The 20043-nt window shown below is 64.0% G+C and carries 33 protein-coding genes and 2 pseudogenes; 1 reads left to right on the top strand and 34 read right to left on the bottom strand.

All coding sequences use genetic code 11. The annotated features are described in order from the left end of the window. Complete coding sequence (locus VGQ94_02225; GenBank protein ID HEV2021319.1) at positions 1-450, top strand: VanZ family protein; 450 nt, start codon at positions 1-3, stop codon at positions 448-450. On the opposite strand, the gene VGQ94_02220 is transcribed toward VGQ94_02225, so the two are convergent. The 34 genes and pseudogenes from VGQ94_02220 to tuf all read right to left on the bottom strand — a co-directional run. Further along, the gene (locus tag VGQ94_02220; protein HEV2021318.1) at positions 435-1655 is read right to left on the bottom strand and encodes an MFS transporter; all 1221 of its coding nucleotides are present in this window, start codon (positions 1653-1655) and stop codon (positions 435-437) included. The two genes, VGQ94_02225 and VGQ94_02220, sit on opposite strands and share 16 nt — an antisense overlap. A gap of 91 nt (positions 1656-1746) precedes the next feature. After that, entirely contained in the window at positions 1747-3216 is a 1470-nt protein-coding gene (locus tag VGQ94_02215) for a tetratricopeptide repeat protein (protein HEV2021317.1), read from the bottom strand. 103 nt (positions 3217-3319) lie between these two features. After that, positions 3320-3814 carry a 50S ribosomal protein L17 gene (gene rplQ, locus VGQ94_02210; protein ID HEV2021316.1) on the bottom strand — a complete coding sequence of 165 codons (495 nt, stop codon included), beginning with the start codon at positions 3812-3814 and terminating at the stop codon, positions 3320-3322. A 38-nt stretch (positions 3815-3852) separates the two neighbouring features. After that, positions 3853-4881, bottom strand: a complete 1029-nt coding sequence (locus VGQ94_02205) for a DNA-directed RNA polymerase subunit alpha (GenBank protein ID HEV2021315.1) — start codon at positions 4879-4881, stop codon at positions 3853-3855. A gap of 79 nt (positions 4882-4960) precedes the next feature. Beyond that, the gene (rpsD, locus tag VGQ94_02200) at positions 4961-5590 is read right to left on the bottom strand and encodes a 30S ribosomal protein S4 (protein HEV2021314.1); all 630 of its coding nucleotides are present in this window, start codon (positions 5588-5590) and stop codon (positions 4961-4963) included. Between the two features lie 133 nt (positions 5591-5723). Next, positions 5724-6164, bottom strand: a complete 441-nt coding sequence (rpsK, locus tag VGQ94_02195) for a 30S ribosomal protein S11 (protein HEV2021313.1) — start codon at positions 6162-6164, stop codon at positions 5724-5726. 24 nt (positions 6165-6188) lie between these two features. After that, on the bottom strand, positions 6189-6575 hold the full coding sequence (gene rpsM / locus VGQ94_02190) for a 30S ribosomal protein S13 (protein ID HEV2021312.1): 387 nt from the start codon (positions 6573-6575) through the stop codon (positions 6189-6191). Positions 6576-6670: 95 nt separating this feature from the next. Next, entirely contained in the window at positions 6671-6784 is a 114-nt protein-coding gene (rpmJ, locus tag VGQ94_02185; GenBank protein HEV2021311.1) for a 50S ribosomal protein L36, read from the bottom strand. 34 nt (positions 6785-6818) lie between these two features. Further along, the gene (infA, locus tag VGQ94_02180; protein HEV2021310.1) at positions 6819-7037 is read right to left on the bottom strand and encodes a translation initiation factor IF-1; all 219 of its coding nucleotides are present in this window, start codon (positions 7035-7037) and stop codon (positions 6819-6821) included. Positions 7038-7087: 50 nt separating this feature from the next. Beyond that, a complete protein-coding gene (map, locus tag VGQ94_02175) occupies positions 7088-7837 on the bottom strand; it encodes a type I methionyl aminopeptidase (protein ID HEV2021309.1) in 750 nt (249 codons plus the stop codon). Between the two features lie 2 nt (positions 7838-7839). After that, complete coding sequence (locus VGQ94_02170; GenBank protein HEV2021308.1) at positions 7840-8520, bottom strand: adenylate kinase; 681 nt, start codon at positions 8518-8520, stop codon at positions 7840-7842. Positions 8521-8546: 26 nt separating this feature from the next. Then, complete coding sequence (secY, locus tag VGQ94_02165; GenBank protein ID HEV2021307.1) at positions 8547-9935, bottom strand: preprotein translocase subunit SecY; 1389 nt, start codon at positions 9933-9935, stop codon at positions 8547-8549. A gap of 34 nt (positions 9936-9969) precedes the next feature. Continuing rightward, positions 9970-10458 (bottom strand): 50S ribosomal protein L15, encoded by a 489-nt coding sequence (rplO, locus tag VGQ94_02160; protein ID HEV2021306.1) that lies wholly within the window; start codon positions 10456-10458, stop codon positions 9970-9972. Between the two features lie 27 nt (positions 10459-10485). Further along, entirely contained in the window at positions 10486-10710 is a 225-nt protein-coding gene (gene rpmD, locus VGQ94_02155) for a 50S ribosomal protein L30 (GenBank protein HEV2021305.1), read from the bottom strand. A gap of 2 nt (positions 10711-10712) precedes the next feature. Beyond that, complete coding sequence (gene rpsE, locus VGQ94_02150) at positions 10713-11222, bottom strand: 30S ribosomal protein S5 (protein HEV2021304.1); 510 nt, start codon at positions 11220-11222, stop codon at positions 10713-10715. Positions 11223-11241: 19 nt separating this feature from the next. Next, a complete protein-coding gene (rplR, locus tag VGQ94_02145; GenBank protein HEV2021303.1) occupies positions 11242-11604 on the bottom strand; it encodes a 50S ribosomal protein L18 in 363 nt (120 codons plus the stop codon). Positions 11605-11623: 19 nt separating this feature from the next. After that, positions 11624-12166 (bottom strand): 50S ribosomal protein L6, encoded by a 543-nt coding sequence (gene rplF / locus VGQ94_02140; protein HEV2021302.1) that lies wholly within the window; start codon positions 12164-12166, stop codon positions 11624-11626. A gap of 60 nt (positions 12167-12226) precedes the next feature. Next, the gene (gene rpsH, locus VGQ94_02135; protein HEV2021301.1) at positions 12227-12625 is read right to left on the bottom strand and encodes a 30S ribosomal protein S8; all 399 of its coding nucleotides are present in this window, start codon (positions 12623-12625) and stop codon (positions 12227-12229) included. Positions 12626-12706: 81 nt separating this feature from the next. After that, positions 12707-12892: a type Z 30S ribosomal protein S14 gene (locus tag VGQ94_02130; GenBank protein HEV2021300.1), complete on the bottom strand. Its 186-nt coding sequence runs from the start codon at positions 12890-12892 to the stop codon at positions 12707-12709. 132 nt (positions 12893-13024) lie between these two features. After that, positions 13025-13576, bottom strand: a pseudogene (gene rplE, locus VGQ94_02125) (50S ribosomal protein L5). Between the two features lie 18 nt (positions 13577-13594). After that, positions 13595-13924 carry a 50S ribosomal protein L24 gene (gene rplX, locus VGQ94_02120; protein HEV2021299.1) on the bottom strand — a complete coding sequence of 110 codons (330 nt, stop codon included), beginning with the start codon at positions 13922-13924 and terminating at the stop codon, positions 13595-13597. An 8-nt stretch (positions 13925-13932) separates the two neighbouring features. Beyond that, complete coding sequence (rplN, locus tag VGQ94_02115; GenBank protein HEV2021298.1) at positions 13933-14304, bottom strand: 50S ribosomal protein L14; 372 nt, start codon at positions 14302-14304, stop codon at positions 13933-13935. Positions 14305-14323: 19 nt separating this feature from the next. Continuing rightward, a complete protein-coding gene (rpsQ, locus tag VGQ94_02110) occupies positions 14324-14638 on the bottom strand; it encodes a 30S ribosomal protein S17 (protein HEV2021297.1) in 315 nt (104 codons plus the stop codon). Next, positions 14638-14955 carry a 50S ribosomal protein L29 gene (gene rpmC, locus VGQ94_02105; GenBank protein HEV2021296.1) on the bottom strand — a complete coding sequence of 106 codons (318 nt, stop codon included), beginning with the start codon at positions 14953-14955 and terminating at the stop codon, positions 14638-14640. The genes rpsQ and rpmC overlap by 1 nt, the downstream gene beginning before the upstream one ends. 4 nt (positions 14956-14959) lie before the next feature. Beyond that, positions 14960-15376 carry a 50S ribosomal protein L16 gene (gene rplP / locus VGQ94_02100; protein HEV2021295.1) on the bottom strand — a complete coding sequence of 139 codons (417 nt, stop codon included), beginning with the start codon at positions 15374-15376 and terminating at the stop codon, positions 14960-14962. Positions 15377-15403: 27 nt separating this feature from the next. Next, complete coding sequence (gene rpsC / locus VGQ94_02095; protein HEV2021294.1) at positions 15404-16069, bottom strand: 30S ribosomal protein S3; 666 nt, start codon at positions 16067-16069, stop codon at positions 15404-15406. 9 nt (positions 16070-16078) lie between these two features. Then, on the bottom strand, positions 16079-16531 hold the full coding sequence (rplV, locus tag VGQ94_02090; GenBank protein ID HEV2021293.1) for a 50S ribosomal protein L22: 453 nt from the start codon (positions 16529-16531) through the stop codon (positions 16079-16081). A 150-nt stretch (positions 16532-16681) separates the two neighbouring features. Beyond that, a pseudogene (gene rpsS / locus VGQ94_02085) lies at positions 16682-16933 on the bottom strand (30S ribosomal protein S19). A gap of 39 nt (positions 16934-16972) precedes the next feature. Then, positions 16973-17800: a 50S ribosomal protein L2 gene (gene rplB / locus VGQ94_02080; GenBank protein ID HEV2021292.1), complete on the bottom strand. Its 828-nt coding sequence runs from the start codon at positions 17798-17800 to the stop codon at positions 16973-16975. Positions 17801-17812: 12 nt separating this feature from the next. Continuing rightward, complete coding sequence (locus VGQ94_02075) at positions 17813-18106, bottom strand: 50S ribosomal protein L23 (GenBank protein HEV2021291.1); 294 nt, start codon at positions 18104-18106, stop codon at positions 17813-17815. Further along, positions 18103-18765, bottom strand: a complete 663-nt coding sequence (rplD, locus tag VGQ94_02070; protein ID HEV2021290.1) for a 50S ribosomal protein L4 — start codon at positions 18763-18765, stop codon at positions 18103-18105. The genes VGQ94_02075 and rplD overlap by 4 nt, the downstream gene beginning before the upstream one ends. Before the next feature lie 2 nt (positions 18766-18767). Further along, positions 18768-19499 (bottom strand): 50S ribosomal protein L3, encoded by a 732-nt coding sequence (rplC, locus tag VGQ94_02065; GenBank protein ID HEV2021289.1) that lies wholly within the window; start codon positions 19497-19499, stop codon positions 18768-18770. 9 nt (positions 19500-19508) lie between these two features. Next, positions 19509-19835, bottom strand: a complete 327-nt coding sequence (gene rpsJ / locus VGQ94_02060) for a 30S ribosomal protein S10 (GenBank protein ID HEV2021288.1) — start codon at positions 19833-19835, stop codon at positions 19509-19511. A gap of 55 nt (positions 19836-19890) precedes the next feature. Further along, a partial coding sequence (tuf, locus tag VGQ94_02055; protein ID HEV2021287.1) for an elongation factor Tu occupies positions 19891-20043 on the bottom strand: 153 nt, incomplete at its 5' end.

The raw sequence follows: 20043 nt of genomic DNA, 5'->3' as shown, positions 1-20043 counted from the left end.
CTGAGAACTGAGAACTTTTTTCGCTACTGGCTCCCCGCCTTCGCTTGGGCGGCGCTGGTCTTTCTCTTCTCCACCGGGACGTTTTCCGCGGAGCGAACAGGACACATCCTGCGTCCCTTCCTGGAGTGGATCTTTGGGAAGATCCCGGATGCGCGCTTCGTCCTCATCCACTTCCTGGTGCGCAAGAGCGCGCACCTGACCGTCTATTTCACGCTCAGTGCGCTCTGGTTCCGCGCCCAACGCGGCCCGCGCGCGGGATGGAACCCCTCGTGGGCGCTGCTCGCCCTGCTGGTGAGCATGCTGCTCGCGATCGGCGACGAGTTCCACCAGAGCTTCGTCCTTTCACGCACGGCATCCCCTTGGGACGTGCTGCTGGACAGCGTCGGCGCGCTCCTGGCGCAGGCTGCCATCGCACGGTTCGCGCGGCGAAAGACTCAGTCGCCCGTGTGAGGAACGGCTGCCGCTGGTTTCGCTTCGCCCTTCCCTCCCGGCGTGCGGGCGAATAGCAGCATCACCGCCGCTGCCGCTGCCAGTCCCGCGGAGAGTAGAAACGGCACGCGCGCTCCGTAATGCTTCCACAATTCGCCCGTCAGCAGGCTGGCGAAGAGCATGGTCACGCTGGAGACGAAGTAGAAGATGCCGAAGGCGCGTCCGCGCGCTTCCGGCGCGACCGTGGCCGCGATCATCGCCCGCAACACCGGATTGGTGAGCGCGTAGAACAGCCCGTAGAAGCCCATCATCGCCCAGATGGCCGGGCGCGCGGGCGCCAGCGCGAACACCACGTACACCGCGGCGAACACCAGGAATCCTGCCGCCGCCATGGCCGGGCGCGAGACGCGGTCGCTCAGCTTTCCCGCCGGCCACGAGGCCAGCGTGTACACCGCGTTGAACACCAGCCCCAGCAGCGGCGCGTATACCACGGCGATGCCCGCATCCTGAGCGCGCAGCACCAGAAACATGTCGCTGGAGTTGCCCAGCGAGAACAGCGCCACCGCGCTCATCGTCCAATAGAAGCTTGCGGAGAGCGGCGGGCGCAGGGCCGCGGACGCATCCGCGGCCTGCGAACTGCCGTGGCGCGCCTCCGCGGGCGTCTCCCGCGCCAGCAGCGCCATCACCACGACGCTCGCCAGTCCCGGAACCGCCGCCGCCCAGAAGACCTCGCGGAATCCGAAGTATTTCAGGATGGCCAGCGCCAGGAGCGGTCCGGCGATGGCGCCCGCCGTGTCCATGGCCTGCATCAAGCCGAAGGCCGCGCCCACGCGCTCCTTCGGAACGGACTCAGCCAGCATCACGTCGCGCGGCGCGCCCCGCATCCCTTTCGCCGCCCGGTCGGCAAAGCGGATGAACAGCACCTGCCACCACGCCGTGGCCACCGCCAAGAGCGGCTTCACCAGATTGGCCAGTGCGTAGCCGCCCACGACAATGGGCTTGCGCCGCGGCAGGCGGTCGGCGAGGTATCCGGAGAGAAGCTTGGTGAACGACGCCGAGCTCTCGGCGATGCCCTCGATCAGCCCTAGCGCCGCCGGCCCTGCGCCCAGGCTGGCCAGGAACGCCGGCAGGATCCAGTAGGCCATCTCGCTGGCCGTGTCGTTGAGGAACGAGGTCGCGCCGAAGACGTAGAGATTGCGGGAGCGGCCTTCTTCACTCTGCGGCATTGCTGGGTTTTACCACAGAGGGCACGGATGGCGCAGAGAGCAGCGCCTCAGCGGATTAGGATTCCCGTGCCTCCGCACTTCGCTGGCGGGACTATTCTCCCGCCGGCTTGGCGTTCGGACTCATCCGCATGGGCAGCTTGCCATCCGCCTCTTTGGTGAGCGCGAGGAATGCCGGATCCTGCATCAGCGATGCGAACACCGCATCCACGCGCGCCTCCATCATTTCTTTGCTGCGGACGGCCTGATAGCGCTCGTACTGGAAGAAGTGCCGCTGGAGCAGCGCCAGGGCCTTCTCCTTCTCGCCGGCCTGCGCATAGATGGCAGCCAGGTTGTAGCTGGCCGGCAGCAGCGCCTCGTTCTCGCGCGCGATCTTCAGCGCCTGGTCGCGATGACCGTTCCCGGCCAGGAAGGCCGCGGCAAACACCAGGTTGTAGGGATCCCTGGGATCGAGCTTCAGCGCCGCCTGGGTGTAGAAATCCGCCTTGGCGCGGTCGCCCTCGCTGTTCCAGTACACGGCCAGGTTGCGGTAGGCCAGCGCCAGCGGATACTCGCGCACCGACTGTTCCATCAGCGCCAGACCTTTCTGGAAATCGCCTTCATGGATGGTCATCTTCCCCAGCCCGTGCAGGGCCACGGCGCGCGAGAGCGGGTCGGCGCGCATGGCAAGAATGGCGTCAAAAGTCTGGTGCGCCCTCTCCCAATCGCCGGTGTGGTGGCGATAGAGTTCGCCCAGATAGCGCAGTGGCGTGGGATCGGCCGGATCCATCCGGTGCGCGCTCCGGTAGAGACGCTCCGCTTGCGTGTAGTTGGCGTTGTTCTCCGCCTCCAGGCCCTGGCGCATGGCCTCGGCCACGCGGCGCATCACCCCAGGATCGAAGTTCACGCCCGCGGGAACCTCGGCCACGTCGGTCGCGCCCAGCTTCTTCAACTCCTTGGCGGCATCCCTGGCGCGCTTGGGAAATAGGCACTTCTGCTCCAGCACCACGCGATACTCCGCGACCGCGCTCTGGTTGTCGCCGGCCTGGGCTTTGGCCTTGGCCCCGTCCATCCTCTCTTTGAGCGCGCTATCGCGCTTCTTTACCTCGGAGTCCAGCAGCTTCTCCACCTGATCGACGTACAGGAACCCGGCCTTGTTCTCCGCCTTGCCCAGGAGGGTGCCGTCGGCCTGGGCCAGTACCGCCACAGGAAGCTTGTCGTTGGCGGCGAGCTTCTGCCCCAGCGCCGTGCGCTGATCCACGATGCCCATGGTGACGCACTGCGTGGCATAGTTCGACAGGAGCTGCGAGAAGTGCAGGCTGGACTTGTCCAACTCCGCCTGCGACGAGGGCAGCCAATACACCGCCAGCCCTTCCTTCAGCGGCGGGTCAGTCGGCTGAATGAGCCTCCACGGAACGGGATAGGTGGATTGGTTCGCGCCCGCGTCTGGGCCGCCGGAGGTGCCGCGGGACATGCCGCCCATGCCGCCGCCACCGCCACCCCCACAGGTAGCCCAGCCTTGCGACGCCAGGAGGGTGATCATCAAGACGACGGAGAAAATGCGCTGCATCAACGAGCTTTTCATAGACAGATTATACCCTCGCACACAGAGCTTCTGGGACCGTCTCCATGGAAGATGCTGGGGATGCAGGCAGGGTTGTAACTGGAACGGTGGGCGAGGGCCGGGGCTACTTCTCTTCCGAGCCTTCACCCTCGGCGGCGGACTTCTGCTGCTCGGCTTCGGCCTCTTCCATGGCCTTGCGGGTCTCTTCGGCCTTCTTGGCGCGGCGCTCGGTCTGCCTCTCGCGCTTGGCGCTGATGACCTTCTCGCTGCCCAGCAGCTCGATAAAGGCCTTCTCGCCGCCATCGCCCTGCCGCCATCCGCTGTGGATGATGCGCAGGTAACCGCCCTCGCGGTCGCCGAAGCGCGGGGAGACGACATCGAACAGCCTCTTCACCGCCTCGCCGGTCATCAGGTAGGCAGCCGCCTGGCGGCGCGCCGCCAGGTCGCCGCGCTTGCCCAGGGTGATCATGCGCTCCACGTGCGGGCGCATGGCCTTGGCCTTGGGCACCGTGGTCTCGATGCGCTCTTCCAGGATGAGCGAGGTCACCAGGTTGCGCAGCAGCGCGCGCCGGTGGCTGGTGTTCCTTCCGAGTTTCCAACCTGCGACTCGATGACGCATGAACGCCTCTAGCTTCTAGCTACCCGCGGTAGCTGTTTCTAGTACTGCTCGCCTCCGCCCGCTGGGACGCCGGGAGCGGCGCTGGGCGCGGCGGCGACCGCGTTGCCCTGCTCGTCGATACGCATCCCCAGGCTCAACCCCATGTTGGCCAGGATCTCCTTGATCTCGTTCAGCGACTTGCGGCCGAAGTTCTTGGTCTTCAGCATCTCGGCCTCGCTGCGCTGCACCAGTTCGCCGATGGTCTGGATGTTGGCGTTCTTCAGGCAGTTGTAGCTGCGCACGGAGAGCTCCAGCTCTTCCACCGAGCGGTTGAGGTTCTCGTTGCGGATCTCGGGCTTGCGGTCGTCGCCGCCGGCTTCGGCCTCCAGCTCTTCCTCGAAGTTGATGAAGATGTTCATGTGGTCTTTGAGGAGCTTGGCGCCCAGTCCGATGGCGTCTCCCGGGGTGATGGCGCCGTTGGTCCACACCTCGAGCGTGAGTTTGTCGTAGTCGGTGATCTGGCCCAGGCGAGCGGCGTCCACCACGTAGTTGCACTTGCGCACCGGCGAGTGTACGGAGTCGATGGGGATGAACCCCAGCCCCAGGTCCTCGTCGAAGTTCTTGTCGGCGGAGACGTAGCCGCGGCCGCGCTTGAGGCGCATCTCCATGTCCACCTTCCCGCCCTCGCTGATGGTGGCCAGATAGACGCCCTTGTCCAGGATCTCGACGTCGGCGTCGGCCTCGATCATGCCCGAGGTGATCACGCCCGGCTTTTCGGCGCGCAGGTAGATGGCCTTCGGCCCTTCGCCGTTCAGCTTGAAGGGCACCTGCTTCAGGTTGAGGATGATGTCCGTGGCGTCCTCGACCACACCCGAGATGGACTGGAACTCGTGCAGCACCCCCTCGATCTTCACCGCGGTGATGGCCGCGCCTTCGATGGAGGAGAGCAGCACGCGCCGCAGGGCGTTGCCGATGGTGGTGCCGAATCCGCGTTCGAAGGGCTGGGCGGAGAAGCGCCCGAACTTCTCGGTGAGCGTCTCCATGTCCGCCGCGAGGCGCTTGGGTTTCTGAAAGCCTTTCCAAAGCATCTGGTTCGCTCCTATGTTTAAACTTCCAATGTTGAAACTTCCAAACCGCACAGCCGAGGGCGGCTGTGCCACACGATCCTCATTTGCTGTAAAGCTCGACGATGAGTTGCTCGTTCACCGGGAGGTTGATGTTCTCCCGCTTGGGCAGCGCTGCGACGCGTCCCTTGAAGTTCGCGCGGTCCACTTCCAGCCAGGCAACGGCCGGCTGGTGGCTGGTGAACTCCTGCGCGACTTCGATGACCACCAGCTTGCGACTGTTCTCCCGCACTGTGATCTCTTCGTTCACGCTCACCTGGTAGGACGGGATGTTTACCTTCCTCCCGTTGACGGCGATGTGTCCATGGCGGACCAGTTGCCGGGCCTGCGGCCGGGAAATGCCGAATCCCAGCCGGTACACCACGTTGTCCAGACGGCGCTCCAGCTGCTGCAACAACTGCTCGCCGGTGACTCCCTTCGCCTTCGCCGCCTTCTCGAAGTAGTTGCGGAACTGCTTCTCCAGCGTGAAATAGATGCGCTTAGCCTTCTGCTTCTCGCGCAACTGCAGGCCGTAGCCCGCGATCTTTGGCCTGCGGTCCTTGCCGTGCTGCCCGGGGGGGAAGTTGCGTTTCTCGATGGGACACTTCTCGGTGAAGCACTTCGGTCCCTTGAGGAACAGCTTCATGCCCTCGCGCCGGCAGAGCCGGCAGACTGCGTCTTTATAGCGTGCCATTCTTCTCCTTCTTCCTGACTTCGGGGTCGATCAGTTTACGGAGCGGCGCTCCTTCTTCCTGATCCCAAACAGGTTTCTGGTTTCTCGTGTTTCGTTTCTCGAGAAACCAAAAACGAGAAACGAGCAACCTCTTCTAAACTCTCCGCCGTTTCGGCGGCCGGCAACCGTTGTGCGGCAGCGGGGTGACGTCGCGGATGGTGCGCACCTCGATGCCCGCGGCCGAGAGCGCCCGGATGGCCGACTCGCGCCCCGACCCGGGGCCGCTCACCCGCACGTCCACCGAGCGCAGGCCGTGGTCGCGCGCCAGGTTGGCGGCGCCCGCGGCCGCCTGTTGCGCCGCGAACGGCGTCCCCTTGCGTGACCCGCGGAATCCCAGCGAGCCCGAACTCTTCCAAGCGATCACCCGGCCCTCGTGATCGGTGATGGTCACGATGGTGTTGTTGAACGAGGCCTGGATGTGCACCAGCCCGTAAGGAACGTTCTTGCGTTCCTTCTTCTTGAACTGCTTCTTCTTGCCCTTCTTCTCCGGCGCAGCCGTCGGGGCGGCGGTGGCTGCGGCTTCTTTCTTGGCCATTCTTTCGCTTCCCTCTCGTCCTTCTTAGGTCTTGGCCGCCGTCTTCTTCTTGTTGGCCACGGTTCCCTTGCGCGGGCCCTTGCGGGTGCGCGCGTTGGTATGGGTGCGCTGGCCGCGGACCGGCAGGTTGCGGCGGTGGCGATAGCCGCGGTACGAACCCACCTCGATCAGCCGCTTGATGTGCATGGAGACGTCCTTGCGCAGGTCGCCCTCCACCCCGCCCTCGCCCTCGATGACCTGGCGGATGCGGTTGACCTCGTCTTCGTTGAGGTCCTGGACCTTCTTCATGCCGTCGACCTTGGCGGTGGCCACGATGCGCCGCGCCCGTGGGTGCCCGATGCCGTAGATGTAGGTGAGCGCGATGTCCACGTGCTTGTTGCGCGGAAGATCGACGCCGGCAATGCGTGCCATAACTTGTCCTCTCCTTCTGAACTACCTTCTCCCGAGAGCTCCCTCGCTACGCTCGGAATTTCGCCTGCGGGCTCACGCCCGCAAAGCGGCTCAACTTACCCCTGCCGCTGCTTGTGCTTGGGGTTCTCGCAGATCACCCGCACCACCCCGCGGCGGCGGATGACCATGCACTTGTCGCAAATCTTTTTGACCGATGCTCGGACTTTCATGATCAGTTCCCTTTTCTCAGCTCTCAGCGAAAACCTACTTGTACCGGTACACGATGCGTCCGCGGGTGAGGTCGTAGGGAGAAAGCTCCACTGCAACCTTGTCGCCCGGCAGGATGCGGATGAAGTTCTTCCTCATCTTGCCGGAAACGTGGACCAGCGCGATGCCCTTGTTTTCCAGCTCCACGCGGAACATGGCGTTGGGCAAAGGCTCCAACACCGTGGCCATCACCTCAATCGCGTCTTCTTTGCTCATCTACTCCTTGTACCGAGTTCTCAGTGCTCAGTTCTCGGTTCCAAAAACAATCACTGCGTCAAAATCAGCGGGCCGTCCTTGGTCACCGCCACCGAGTGCTCGAAGTGAGCGCTGGGGCTGCCGTCCTCAGTGACCGCGGTCCAGTGGTCGTCGAGCACGCGGGTGCCCGGCGCCCCGGCGTTGACCATAGGTTCGATGGCCAGCACCATGCCCTCTCGCAGCCGCGGGCCTCGTCCGTGCAGGCCGAAGTTGGGCACCTGCGGGTCCTCGTGCATGCGGGTGCCGATGCCGTGTCCCACAAACTCGCGCACTACGCTGAAGCCGTTGGCTTCCACCAGCTCCTGGACGGCCGCACCCACATCGCCCACGGTGTTGCCGATGAGCATCTTCTCGATGGCGCGCTGCAGGGCGGCTTCGGTGACTTCCATCAGCTTCTTCAGCTCCGGCTTCACCTCGCCCACCGGGACCGTGATGGCGGCGTCGCCATAGTAGCCATCCACCACCGCGCCAAAGTCGAGCGAGATGATATCGCCCTCCTTCAGCATCCGCTTCTCCGAGGGAATGCCGTGGATGATCTCCTCATTCAGCGACGTGCAAAGAACGCAGGGATAGCCGTTGTATCCCTTGAAGGCCGGCTGGGCCTCCAATTCCTGCATCTTTTTCTCGGCCACGTGCTCCAGGTCCATGGTGGTGACGCCGGGAGCCACCGCGGCCTTCACCGCGTCCAGCACCTCCCGCACCACGTGCCCGGCGCGCCGCATCTTTTCCAGCTCGGCGGGCGATTTGCAGACGATTGCCATACTCAATTCGCCGCTCCATCCACGGCCGCGAAGGCATCCGTCGTGACCTGGTCGGCCGCTTGATCCCCTTGGACCACTTTCAGGCACTTCTTGCTGCCGTAGTACTCGGTCAGGGGGAGGGTGTCCCGCTCGTAATTCTTCAAGCGCTCGGAAACCACCTTCTCGGTATCGTCCTTGCGCGTCAATAGCTTGCCCCCGTCCACATTGCAGATGTTGGGGACGGTGGGAGGCTGGAAAAGGATGTTGTAGATCCGCCCGCAGGTAGGACAGGAACGCCGCCCAGTAAGCCGCTGCAGTAATTGATTATAACTCACGGAAATATCGATCACAAGCGGCGCCCAGCCGGTCTTGGCGAACAAGGTATCCAGCCACTGGGCCTGAGGTACGGTGCGGGGAAATCCGTCCAGGATGAAGCCGCGGGCGCAGTCCGGGCGGCTGAGGCGCTCCTCCACCACGCCGAACAGCAACTGGTCGGGCACCAGCCCGCCCGACTCCATGATGGCTTTGGCCTTCTTGCCCAGTTCGGTGCCGCGGGCTACGTGGTCGCGCAGGATGTCGCCGGTGGAGATCTGCGGGATGCCGTAGCGCTCCACCATCTGCTTGGCCTGCGTGCCCTTGCCCGCTCCTGGCGCTCCCAGAAGGATGATCGGGCCGATGTTGCTCGTCTTGGGATCGGCTGCCATGTTGCCCTCTTTCGTTGTCCTCTCCGCTACCAGATGCGGCGGCCGCGAATGCGTCCGCTGCGCGGGGTGAAGCCGTCATAATGCCGCATGATGAGTTGCGATTCGACCTGGTTCACCGTATCCATGGCCACGCCCACCACGATCAGCAGCGAAGTTCCGCCAAAGTAAAAGTTCACGTTCAAGCCGTTGGTCACCCAGGTGGGGAGGAACTGGAAAAAGTCCCCCAGCCCCCAGGGAAGATGGTTGAGATGAATGCCCTGGATCATGAACTCGGGAATCATGGAGACGATGATGAGGTAGAACGCTCCCACCAGGGTGATGCGCGTAAGGACGTCGTTGATGTAATCGGCGGTGCGCCGGCCGGGCCGGATGCCGGGGATGAACCCCCCGTACTTGCGCATGTCGTCGGCCACCTTGTTGGGCTCCATCACGATGGAGACGTAAACGTAGGCGAACAGGATGATGCCCACGGCAAACAGCACGTAATGGAAGGGCTCGCCGTAGCTGAGCTGCGCAATGATGGGGCCGATGACCGGTTTGTCCTTGAGCAAGCTGCCGAAGGTCAGGGGGATGGAGAGGATGGAGGAAGCGAAGATGACTGGCATCACGCCGCCGGTGTTCACCCGCAGCGGCAGATGGGTGGATTGTCCGCCCATCACCTTGCGTCCGACCACGCGCTTGGCGTACTGCACCGGGATGCGGCGCTCGCTGCGCTCCACATAGACGATGAAGGCCACCGTTGCCAGCATCAGCACCAGCAGGATGATCACGGCCGGCGCGGTGAACGTTCCCCAGGCCTCGCTGCGCACCTTCTCCCAGAGATCGAGGATGGCGCGCGGCAAACCCACCACGATCCCGGCGAAGATGAGCAGCGACATGCCGTTGCCGATGCCGCGCTCGGTGATCTGCTCGCCCAGCCACATGATGAAGACGCTGCCTGTCGTCAGGGTGAGCACGGTCATGGCCAGGAAGGCGGGGCCGGGGTTGTTCACCAGTCCGGCGCCGCTCCTTTCCAATGTGAAGGCGATGCCCAGTGACTGCGCGGCGGCCAGGATCCCCGTCAGGTAGCGCGTGTACATCGTGATCTTGCGCCGCCCCAGCTCGCCTTCCTTCTGCAGCTTGGCCAGCGGCTCATACACCACCGCCATCAACTGGAGGATGATGGACGCGGTGATGTAGGGCATGATGCCCAGCGCGAAGATGGTGAAGCGGCGCAGGTTGCCGCCGGAGAACAGGTCGAGGTACCCAAAGGCAGTCCCGCGCTGCGCATCGAAGAAGGCCTGCAGGGCCTGGGTGTTGATGCCGGGGGTGGGAATGAACGCGCCCAGGCGGTACACGGCCAGCAGCGCCAGCGTGAACAACACACGCCTGCGCAGGTCCGGGATGCGGAAGATGTTGGCCAGCTTCTCAAACATGGAAAACCAGTTCTCGGTTGTCAGTTTTCAGTAACTACTTCTTCTTCGCGCCAGCAGCAGGCTTCTGTAGTTTCGGCTTGTCGATGTTGATGATCTCGATCTTCCCGCCCGCCTTGGTGATCTTCTCCTGCGCCGATTTCGAAAACTTGTGGGCGTGGACGGTGACGGCAGACTTCAGTTCGCCGTCGCCCAGGATCTTGATGCGATCGCTCGCGTGGTGCACCACCCCGGCCTTGTGCAGCACTTCCGGCGTGACCGTCTTCTCCCCCAGCGCCGCGATGCGCTCCAGGTTCACGATGGCGTACTCCACCCGGAAGATGTTGGTGAAGCCGCGCTTGGGGACGCGGCGGTGCAGCGGCATCTGGCCGCCCTCGAAGCCGCGCATCATGCGCGAGCCCGAGCGTGAACGCTGTCCCTTGTGGCCGCGGGTCGAGGTCTTGCCCATGCCCGAGCCCATGCCACGGCCCACGCGCTTCGGCTTCTCCGTCGCCTTCCTGGGCGCCCGAATGGTTGAAAGATTCATAAGTCAGTTCTCGGTTCTCAGAACAATTTACTTTGCTCCGTCCACAATCTCTACAAGGTGCGGCACCTTGTTCACCATGCCGCGGATGGAGGGCGTGTCTTCGCGCTCCACAATCTGGTTCAGCCGGGTGAAGCCCAACCCGCGCACCACGCGCTTGTGCTTCTTCGGCGCCTGGATGGCGGAGCGGAACCAGCGCAGACGCAGCATACCCACCGATTTCTTTCCCGCCTTCTTGTGCGTTTTCTCCGTCATGCTCACAGCTCCTGGACCGACTTGCCGCGTCGCGCCGCCACATCGTTGCGGTCGCGCAGCTGGCTGAGCGCGTCGAAGGTCGCCTTGATGACGTTGTGCGGGTTAGCGGTGCCGAGAGATTTGGTCAGCACGTTCTGGATGCCCGCCGAGGTCATCACCGCGCGCACCGCGCCTCCGGCGATCACTCCCGTGCCTTCCGGCGCCGGCTTCAGCAGCACCAGGCCCGCACCGAAGCGGCCCAGCACCGTGTGCGGGATGGTGGTCTGGTTCATGTTGACCTTGAGCAGGTTCTTCTTGGCCGCCTCGATGCCTTTGCGGATGGCCTGCGGGACCTCTTTGGCCTTGCCCGAGCCGTAGCCCACCACGGCGGCGCCCGGATCGCCCACCACCACCAGCGCGGCGAAGGACAGGTTCTTGCCGCCCTTGACCACCTTGGTCACGCGGTTCACCGCTACCACCTGGTCCTTCAGCTGATATTTCCCCGCATCGAGTCGTTTTCTGATTACTGCCATTGAGCTCCCGTGCCCTCTCCTAGAACTGCAAACCTGCTTCGCGGGCGGCGTCGGCCAGCGCTTTGACGCGCCCGTGGTAGATGTAGCCGCCGCGGTCGAACACCACCTTGGTGATGCTCTTCTGGCGGGCACGCTCGGCTAGCGCCTTGCCCACTGCCTTGGCGGAGGCCACGTTGCCTCCGGTCTTGGAGGTCGCACCCTTCTCCCGCGAGCTGGCCGAGACCAGGGTCTTGCCCTCGGCGTCGTCGATCAGCTGCGCGTAGATCTGGTTGAGCGAGCGATATACGTTCAGCCGCGGCCGCTCCGCCGTGCCCCGCAGCTTTTCCCGGATGCGCTTGTGCACCCGCTGCCGCGTCTGGTTCTTCGATACTTGAGGAATCATGTCAGTTCTCGGTTCTCAGTTACTTCGCCCCGGTTTTTCCGACCTTCTTCTTCAACCGCTCGCCCGCGTAGCGGATCCCCTTATTCTTGTAGGGATCCGGAGGCCGCAGGCTGCGCATGTCGGCGGCCACCTGGCCCACCTTCTGGCGATCCACGCCGCTCAACGTAAGCTTCACCTGCTTGGCGTCCACCACCACCTCGATGCCCGAGGGCAGCGGGAACTCGATGGGATGCGAGTAGCCGAGCGAGAACACCACCGTCCTCTTGCTGCCCTTGAGCTCGGCGCGATAGCCGATGCCCACGATCTCCAGATCGCGCGACCAGCCCTGGCTCACGCCCTGCACCGCGTTGTAGACCAGGGCACGCACCAGCCCGTGCACCGCGGCTTTGGAGTCGTCCTCACGCACCGCCACCACCTGTCCGTCCTTCTGCTCGAGCTTCACCCCGGCCGGCAGATGCGTCTCCACCTTGCCCTTGGGCCCCTGCACGGCCACAACGTTCCCTTCCACCTGGACTTTCACGCCCGCAGGCAGGGGGATCGGCTTTTTCCCTATTCTCGACATAACAGTTCTCAGTTCCCGGTTCTCAGTAGAGACGCGGCATGCCGCGTCTCTACGAAATCGCTACCAAACCTCGCACAGGATCTCGCCGCCCACGCCTTCCTTGCGGGCCTGGCGGCCGGTCATCACCCCGCGGGGCGTGGTCAGGATGTTGATGCCCATCCCGCCCAGCACCCGGGGGATCTCATTGCGCCCCACATACACCCGGCATCCCGGGCGCGACACTCGCGCCAGATTCGAGATCACGGGGTCGTTGTCGGGCCCGTACTTCAGGTACACCCGCAGCACCTTGAACCCTTCTTCCTCCAGCCCCTTGAAGTTGGCGATGAAGCCCTCCTCCTTGAGGATGCGGGCGATCTCCAGCTTCAGCTTGGAGGAAGGCACGTCCATCTTCTGGTGCCGGGCCTGGAGCGCATTGCGGATGCGCGTCAGCAAATCTGCTACCGGATCGGTTACTCCCATCGACTGCTTCTCCTTAGGTCACCCGTTCGCTCCCAAATTGCGGGAGAACCCGCGGCAACGGAACTCAATCTTCGTTTCTCCCTACCAGGACGACTTCATCACCCCGGGGATCTCGCCCCGGAGCGCCAGTCCGCGGAAGCACAGCCGGCAGAGGCTGAACTTGCGCATGTATCCGCGCGGCCGTCCGCACAGTTTGCAGCGGTTGTGCTGCCGGACCGGGAACTTGGGCTTCTTGTTTGCCTTGGCGATATGTGAGGTTCTGGCCATGTCTTAGCTCGCCGCCTTTTCCTTCTCGGGTTTCTCTTCCTTCTTCTCTACCTTCTCTACCTTCTTTTCTTCCTTCTTCTCTTCCTTCTTCTCCACCTTCTTCTCTACCTTCTTTTCTTCTTCGTCCTTGGCCTGCCGGAACGGCATCCCCATGAGCTTCAGCAGGGCCCGGCCCTCGTCATCCGACTGCGCCGTGGTCACGATGGTGACGTTCATGCCCCGGGGCTTGTCCACCTTGGCGTAATCGATCTCTGGAAAGATCAGCTGCTCGCGCAGTCCCAGGGTGAAGTTGCCCAGCCCGTCGAACGACTTGGGAGAGAGGCCTTTGAAGTCGCGCACCCGGGGCAGAGCCAGGTTCACCAGCCGGTCGAAGAACTCGTACATGCGGTCGCCGCGCAGGGTGACCATGGCGCCGATGGGCATCCCTTCACGCACCTTGAACGCCGCGATGGACTTCTTCGCCCGCGTCACCACCGGACGCTGTCCGGTGAGCTGTCCCAGCTCCTGCACCGCCGGATCCAGCGCCTTGGCGTTCTGCGTGGCCTCGCCTACTCCCATGTTGATCACGATCTTGTGCAGGCGTGGCACGGCGTTGGGATTCCCCAGCGCGAACTCCTTCATCAGAGCCGGCTTGACTTCTTTCTCGAATTTTTCTTTCAGTCGGGCTTTAGTTTTCTCTGCCATGGTCGTTCTCGAAAAACCTTATTTGTCCTTGTCCAGCGTGGTGCCGCACTTCTTGCAGACGCGCACCTTGCGGTTCCCGCGCTCCGCGTGTCCAACCCGCACCGGGCCGCAGGTGAGGCACACCAGCTGCACGTTGGAGATGGCGATGCGGCTCTCCTGCTCCGCCACGCCTCCCTTGATGTTCCGCCCCGGGTTGGGCCGCACGTTCTTCTTCACGATCATCACGTGCTCCACCAGCACCTTGGCGTCGTTGGGGAAGACGCGCAGCACGCGTCCTTCCTTGCCCTTGTCGCGCCCGGTGATCACCTTCACCCTGTCGTTCCGCCGGATGTCCACTCGCGCATGCATAGGTCCTGTTACAGCACCTCCGGGGCCAGGGAAACGATCTTCAGAAACTTTCTTTCGCGCAGTTCGCGGGCCACCGGCCCGAAGACGCGTGTGCCCACCGGCTCGCCCCCCTCGCTGATCAGCACTACGGCGTTCTGGTCGAAGCGGATGTAGGTGCCGTCGCGCCGCCGATGTTCCTTGCGCGTCCGCACCACCACCGCCTTCACCACCGTGCCTTTCTTGATGGGGCTGTCGGGCGCGGCTTCCTTGACCGAGGCGGTGATGATGTCGCCCAGGCCGGCAGAGGCCCCGGTCGATCCGCCCAGCGGCAGAATCATCCGCAGCCGGCGGGCGCCGGAGTTATCGGCCACCTCGAGCATCGATCGCATTCGCACTGACATGATCGCTCTCTCCGTCTCCCTAGGCCTTGGCTTCCACGTCGTCCGCCAGCTGCGGCACCACCGCCGCCCGGCGCACCACTTCCTTCAGCCGCCAGCGCTTGAGCTTGGAGAGCGGCCGCGTCTCTTCGATGCGCACCACGTCTCCCACCCGCGCCGTCTCCTGCTCGTCGTGGGCGTAGAACTTCTTCGACTTCTTGACCACGCGAACGTAGAGTGGGTGCTGCTTCTGCCGGGTCACCTTGATCACGATGGTCTTGGACATCATGGTGGAAACCACTTCTCCCACCTTCGTGTTTCGCTGTCCTTCGTGCCTTGCCCCGCTCTTCTCCGCCATCATTTCTTCTCCGTCTCCATAGGCTCGGTGCCCAGCACACGCCCCCGGGCGATGGTCTTCACCCGGGCCAGGTCGCGGCGCAAGCCGCGGATCTTCTTCAGGCTCTCGGTCTGCCCCATCCGCAACTGGAACTTCAGCCGGAACAGCTGGTCCTGCAACTCGCGCCACTTGTTCTCCAGCTCCGGCGATGACAGGTTGCGCAGCTTCTCCGCCGACTTGTTTTCGCGCACCGAGAAGGCGTGCGACCGCGGCACTTGCGGTTTGGAAGCCGCTTTCGCCGGTTTGGAACCCTTCTTGGCCATGGTTCGCTTTCTCATGCCCTTAGTGCGCTCCCACGCGGGCCACGAAGCGGGTGCGCAGCCCGAGCTTGTGCGAGGCCAGGCGCATCGCTTCCTGGGCGTCCTGCCTCGTCACCCCTTCCATCTCGAACAGGACCTTCCCCGGCCGCACCACCGCGATCCAGTGGTCGGGCGCGCCCTTGCCTTTACCCATGCGGGTCTCGGCCGGCTTCTTGGTGACCGGCTTGTCCGGGAACAATCGCACCCACACCTTGCCGCCGCGCTGCACGAAGCGGGCGATGGCCACGCGGCTGGCCTCGATCTGCCGGTCCGTGATCCACCCCGGCTCCAGCACCTTCAGGCCATAGTCGCCGAAGGAAAGCTCGCAGCCGCGCTGCGCCTTGCCGCGCATGCGTCCCCGCTGCTGCTTGCGATACTTCACTTTTTTCGGCATCAACATAAAGAGTTCTCAGTTCCCGGTTCTCGGTTAAAACAGCGAAGCCGGCGCAGCCTCCTGACGCTTCTTCTGCGCCAGGATCTCGCCCTTGTAGATCCAGCACTTCACCCCGATCACGCCGTAGCTGGTCTTGGACTCGGAGAATCCGTAATCAATGTCGGCCCGCAGGGTATGCAGCGGCAGACGCCCCTGCAGGTACCACTCGGAGCGCGCGATCTCGTTGCCGTTCAGCCGCCCGCTCACCCGCACCTTGATGCCTTTGCATCCGAAGCGCAGCGCCGAGTCCACTGCCTTGCGCATGGCGCGCCGGAAACCCACGCGCTTCTCCAACTGCAGCGCGATCGATTCCGATACCAGTTGCGCGTCCAGTTCCGGCTTGTGCACCTCCTGGATGTCGATGAACACCTCGCGGGAGGTCTGCTTCTGCATCTCTCCCTTGAGCTTGTCGATCTCCGCGCCCTTGCGCCCGATGATGATCCCCGGACGCGCGGTGCGGATGATGAAGCGCAGCTTGTTGCCCGGCCGCTCGATCTCGATCGAGCTCACGCCCGCCGACTTCAGCTTTTCCTTGAGCTCCGCCTTGAGCTTCACGTCCTCGACCAGCAGCTTGGCGTAGTCGCGCACCACGAACCAGCGCGACATCCAGGGCTTGGTGTAGCCCAGCCGGAACCCGTACGGATGAACCTTCTGTCCCATTGCCTCTCCCTATTTCTTTCCAGCCGGCTTCTTGCCTGCCGGTTTGGCTTTCGCCTTGCTGCCTGATTTCGCTTCGTGCCCGGCCTCGGCGTGCGCCGCCTCGGTCCTCCGCCCGCCCTTTTCCTCGAGCACGATCTCGATGTGTGACATGCGTCGCTGGTAGTGGAAGGCGCGGCCCATGGGCGCCGGCCGGATGCGCTTCAGCCGCGGCCCCTCGTTGGCCACCGCCCGCTTCACGAACAGCCGGTCCACGTCCACGTCCAGGCTCTTTTCCTGGCTGAGGTAGTTCGCGTTCTCTAGCGCCGAGCGCAGCAGTTTGTGCAAGGCCGGGGCGCAGCCCTTATTGGTGAAGGCGAGTGTGTTCATCGCCTCTTCCACCCGGCGCCCTTTGATCAGGTCGAGCACCAGGCGCACCTTCTGCGGCGACACCCGCATGTATTTTGCTTCTGCCCTGAATTCCATTTCCTTCCCTCGTTATCCCTTGCCCGGCTTGCCGGCCGGAGCTGCCGGCGCCGCCGCCGGGGTCGCGCCCGCTGCCGGAGCCGATGACACGATGGCCCCCGGCCCTCCGGGGATGCCTGCCGGCCTGACCGCCACTTCTGCCGCCCGCATGGAGTGCGCCTTGAAGATGCGCGTGGGGCTGAACTCGCCCAGTTTGTGCCCCACCATGTTCTCGGTGAGATATACCGGTACGAACTTCTTGCCATTGTGCACCGCGATGGTGTGGCCCACCATCTCCGGGATCACGGTCGAACGCCGCGACCAGGTGCGCAGCACCTTCTTGTCGTTGCGCCGATTCATGTCCTCGATTTTGGCCGCCAGCGGCGCATCCACGAACGGACCTTTTTTGGTTGAGCGTCCCATATCAGTTCTCGGCTCTCATTTCTCTGTTGTTAGCAAGCCTCATCGCTTGGTCCTGCGCGAAACAATGAACTTGTCGGTGCGCTTGTTGTTGCGCGTCTTGAAGCCGCGCGTGGGCTGGCCCCAGGGCGTCACCGGATGGCCGCCGCCCGAGGTCTTGCCCTCGCCGCCACCGTGCGGGTGGTCCACCGGGTTCATCACCACCCCGCGGTTCACCGGCTTCTTTCCCAGCCAGCGCTTGCGTCCCGCCTTGCCGATGGAGATGTTCTCGTGGTCCAAGTTCCCCACCTGCCCGATGGTTGCCATGCAATCCATCAGCAGCTTGCGGGTCTCTCCCGAAGGCAGCTTGACCAGGGCGTAGTCGCCTTCCTTGGCCACCAGCTGCGCTGCCCCGCCGGCGGAGCGCACCATCTGCGCGCCCTTGCCCGGCTTGAGCTCCAGATTGTGGACCATGGTGCCCGCCGGGATGTTGCGCAGCGGCAGCGCGTTCCCCACCAGGATGTCGGCCTCCGGCCCGCTCACCAGCTTCTGCCCCACCTTCAGGCCCACGGGCTGCAGGATGTAGCGCTTCTCGCCGTCGGCGTAAGCCAACAGCGCGATGCGCGCCGAGCGGTTGGGATCGTACTCGATGGAAACCACCGTCGCCGGCACGCCCTTCTTATCGCGCTTGAAGTCGATGAGCCGCACCTTGCGCTTGTGTCCACCGCCGCGGTGCCAGCTGGTGATGTCGCCGTGGTTGCGCCGTCCGCCGGTGCGCGGCTTGGGTTCGGTCAGCGGCTTGTGCGGACGGTTGGTGGTGAGCTCGTCGTTGACCACAGTGGTCTGGAAGCGCCGCGTCGAGGTCGTCGGTCTGTAGGTCTTGATCGCCATAAGAATCAGCCTTTACAAATTCTGTACGTACTCCGGCATCTTCTGCCCGGCCTTGAGCTTCACGTACGCCTTCTTCCAATCCGGCCGGAAGCCCGCGAAGCGGCCGCGGCGGCGTTCCTTGCCGACAAACGTCGCGGTGCGCACCGAGGCCACCTTCACCTTGAAAATCTGCTGCACCGCTTCCTTTACCTCGGTCTTGGTGGCGCGCATGGCCACCTCGAAGACCAGCGTAGACTCCGTTTCTTTCACTGCCAGGCCCTTTTCCGTGATTACCGGGCGGCGGATGATCTGGTATGCGGACTTCACTCGGCCACCTCCTGCGCCTTGCGCTTGGGCGCCGAGGCCTTGAGCGTCTCCTGCAGCTTCTCCATCGCCGGGCGGGCAAAGATGGCGCGGTCGTAGCGCAGCAGGTGATAGGGATGCACTTCGCGTCCACGCATCATCTCCACGCCTGCAAGGTTGCGCGCGCTCAGCTCCAGGCTGCGGTTCTCCTTCTCCGAATCCACCAGCAGCGCGGTCTTGGTCACCTGGAGCGCGTCCAGCACCTTGCGGAATTCCTTGGTCTTGGCGGCCTTCAGGCCGAAGCTTTCCACGATGACCAGCTTGCCGTCGGCCAACTTGGCCGCCAGGGCGGAGCGCAGCGCGCCCAGCAGCTTCTTGCGCGGGAACTGATAGTCGTAGGAGCGCGGCTGCGGACCGTGCACCGTGCCGCCGTGCCGCCACAGCGGCGAGCGGATGGATCCCACACGCGCCCGCCCCGTGCCCTTCTGCTTCCACGGCTTGCGTCCCGAGCCCGCCACCAGCTTTTTGTTCTTGGTGGCGTGGGTGCCGGCGCGCAGCGCGGCGCGGTAGTGCGTCACCGCCTCCCACAGCAGGTCGCGGTTGATGGCACCAAACACCTCGGGCTCGAGCTCCAGCGAGCCCACCTTCTTGCCGTTCAAATCGAGTACGTCGATCTTGGCCATGGCTATCTCTTCTTGGCTCCGGCGGCGCGCTTGGCGGCCTTCAGCGGGTCGATGGTCTGGGAGCCGGCGAATCCGCGGCGCTCGCGTGGCGCCCTTCCCGCGCGGGTGATGATGACATATCCGTTGCGCGGGCCGGGCACCGCGCCCTCCACCATCAGCAGGTTCTCGTCCGCGTCGATCCCCAGCACGCGCAGGTTGCGGACCGTGATCCTGACATTCCCCATGTGTCCCGCCATGCGCTGTCCCTTGAAGACGCGCGAGGGGAAGGAGGAGGCGCCGATCGAACCCTGCACCTGGAACATGTGTCCGTGGGCCGCGGGGCCGCCGCTAAACTTATGGCGCTTCACCACGCCGGCGAAGCCGCGTCCCTTGCTGGTGCCCACCACGTCCACGAACTTCTCGTTGGCGAAGATCTCCACCAGCACCTTGTCGCCCACCTTGACGCCGTTCCCTTCCGTTTTGCCTTCCTCGGCGTCGATGTCCACTTCGCGCAGAAATTTCACCGGAGGCAGGTTGTGCTTGGCCAGGTGTCCCTTCATGGGCTGGGTCAGCCGCTTCTCCTTGACGAACTCCACCAGGCCGATCTGCGCGGCGTTGTAGCCGTCGCGGGCCGCCGTCTTGCGTTGCGTCACCACGCAAGGCCCGGCCTGCAGCACGGTGATGGGATGGACCTCTCCCTTGTCATCGAAGATCTGCGTCATGCCGACTTTTTTGCCCAGGATTCCGGTGACCATAAGTCCTTCTTATTTGTGTTCCTTGCCAAACGCCTTGATCTCCACATCCACGCCCGCCGGCAGATCGAGCTTCATCAGCGCGTCCACGGTCTGCTGCGTCGGCTCCAGGATGTCGAGCAAACGCTTATGGGTGCGGATCTCGAACTGCTCCCGCGATTTCTTGTCCACGTGGGGCGAGCGCAGCACGCAGTACCGGTTGCGCACCGTGGGCAAAGGAATGGGCCCGGCGATTTGCGCGCCCGTGCGCCGCGCCGTTTCCACGATCTCGCTAGTGGACTGGTCGAGCACGCGGTAGTCGTACGCTTTCAAGCGGATCCGGATTCTCTCTTTTCCAATCACGTTTTCTCTCTCAAAGATCTTGCGGCAGGTTGCTTGCCGCGGTTTAAAGGTTTTACTTCCCTATGTCCAGCACTTCCGAGATGGTGCCGGCGCCCACCGTGTGTCCGCCTTCGCGGATGGCGAAGCGCAAGCCCTTCTCCATGGCCACCGGCGTGATCAGCTCGACCGTCAGCGGCACGTTGTCTCCCGGCATCACCATCTCCGT

The organism is Terriglobales bacterium (assembly GCA_035937135.1).
GTDB lineage: Bacteria > Acidobacteriota > Terriglobia > Terriglobales > Acidobacteriaceae > DASYVL01.
The sequence above is the reverse complement of the archived record's forward strand: the minus strand, read 5'-3'. Positions and strand labels throughout refer to the sequence as shown.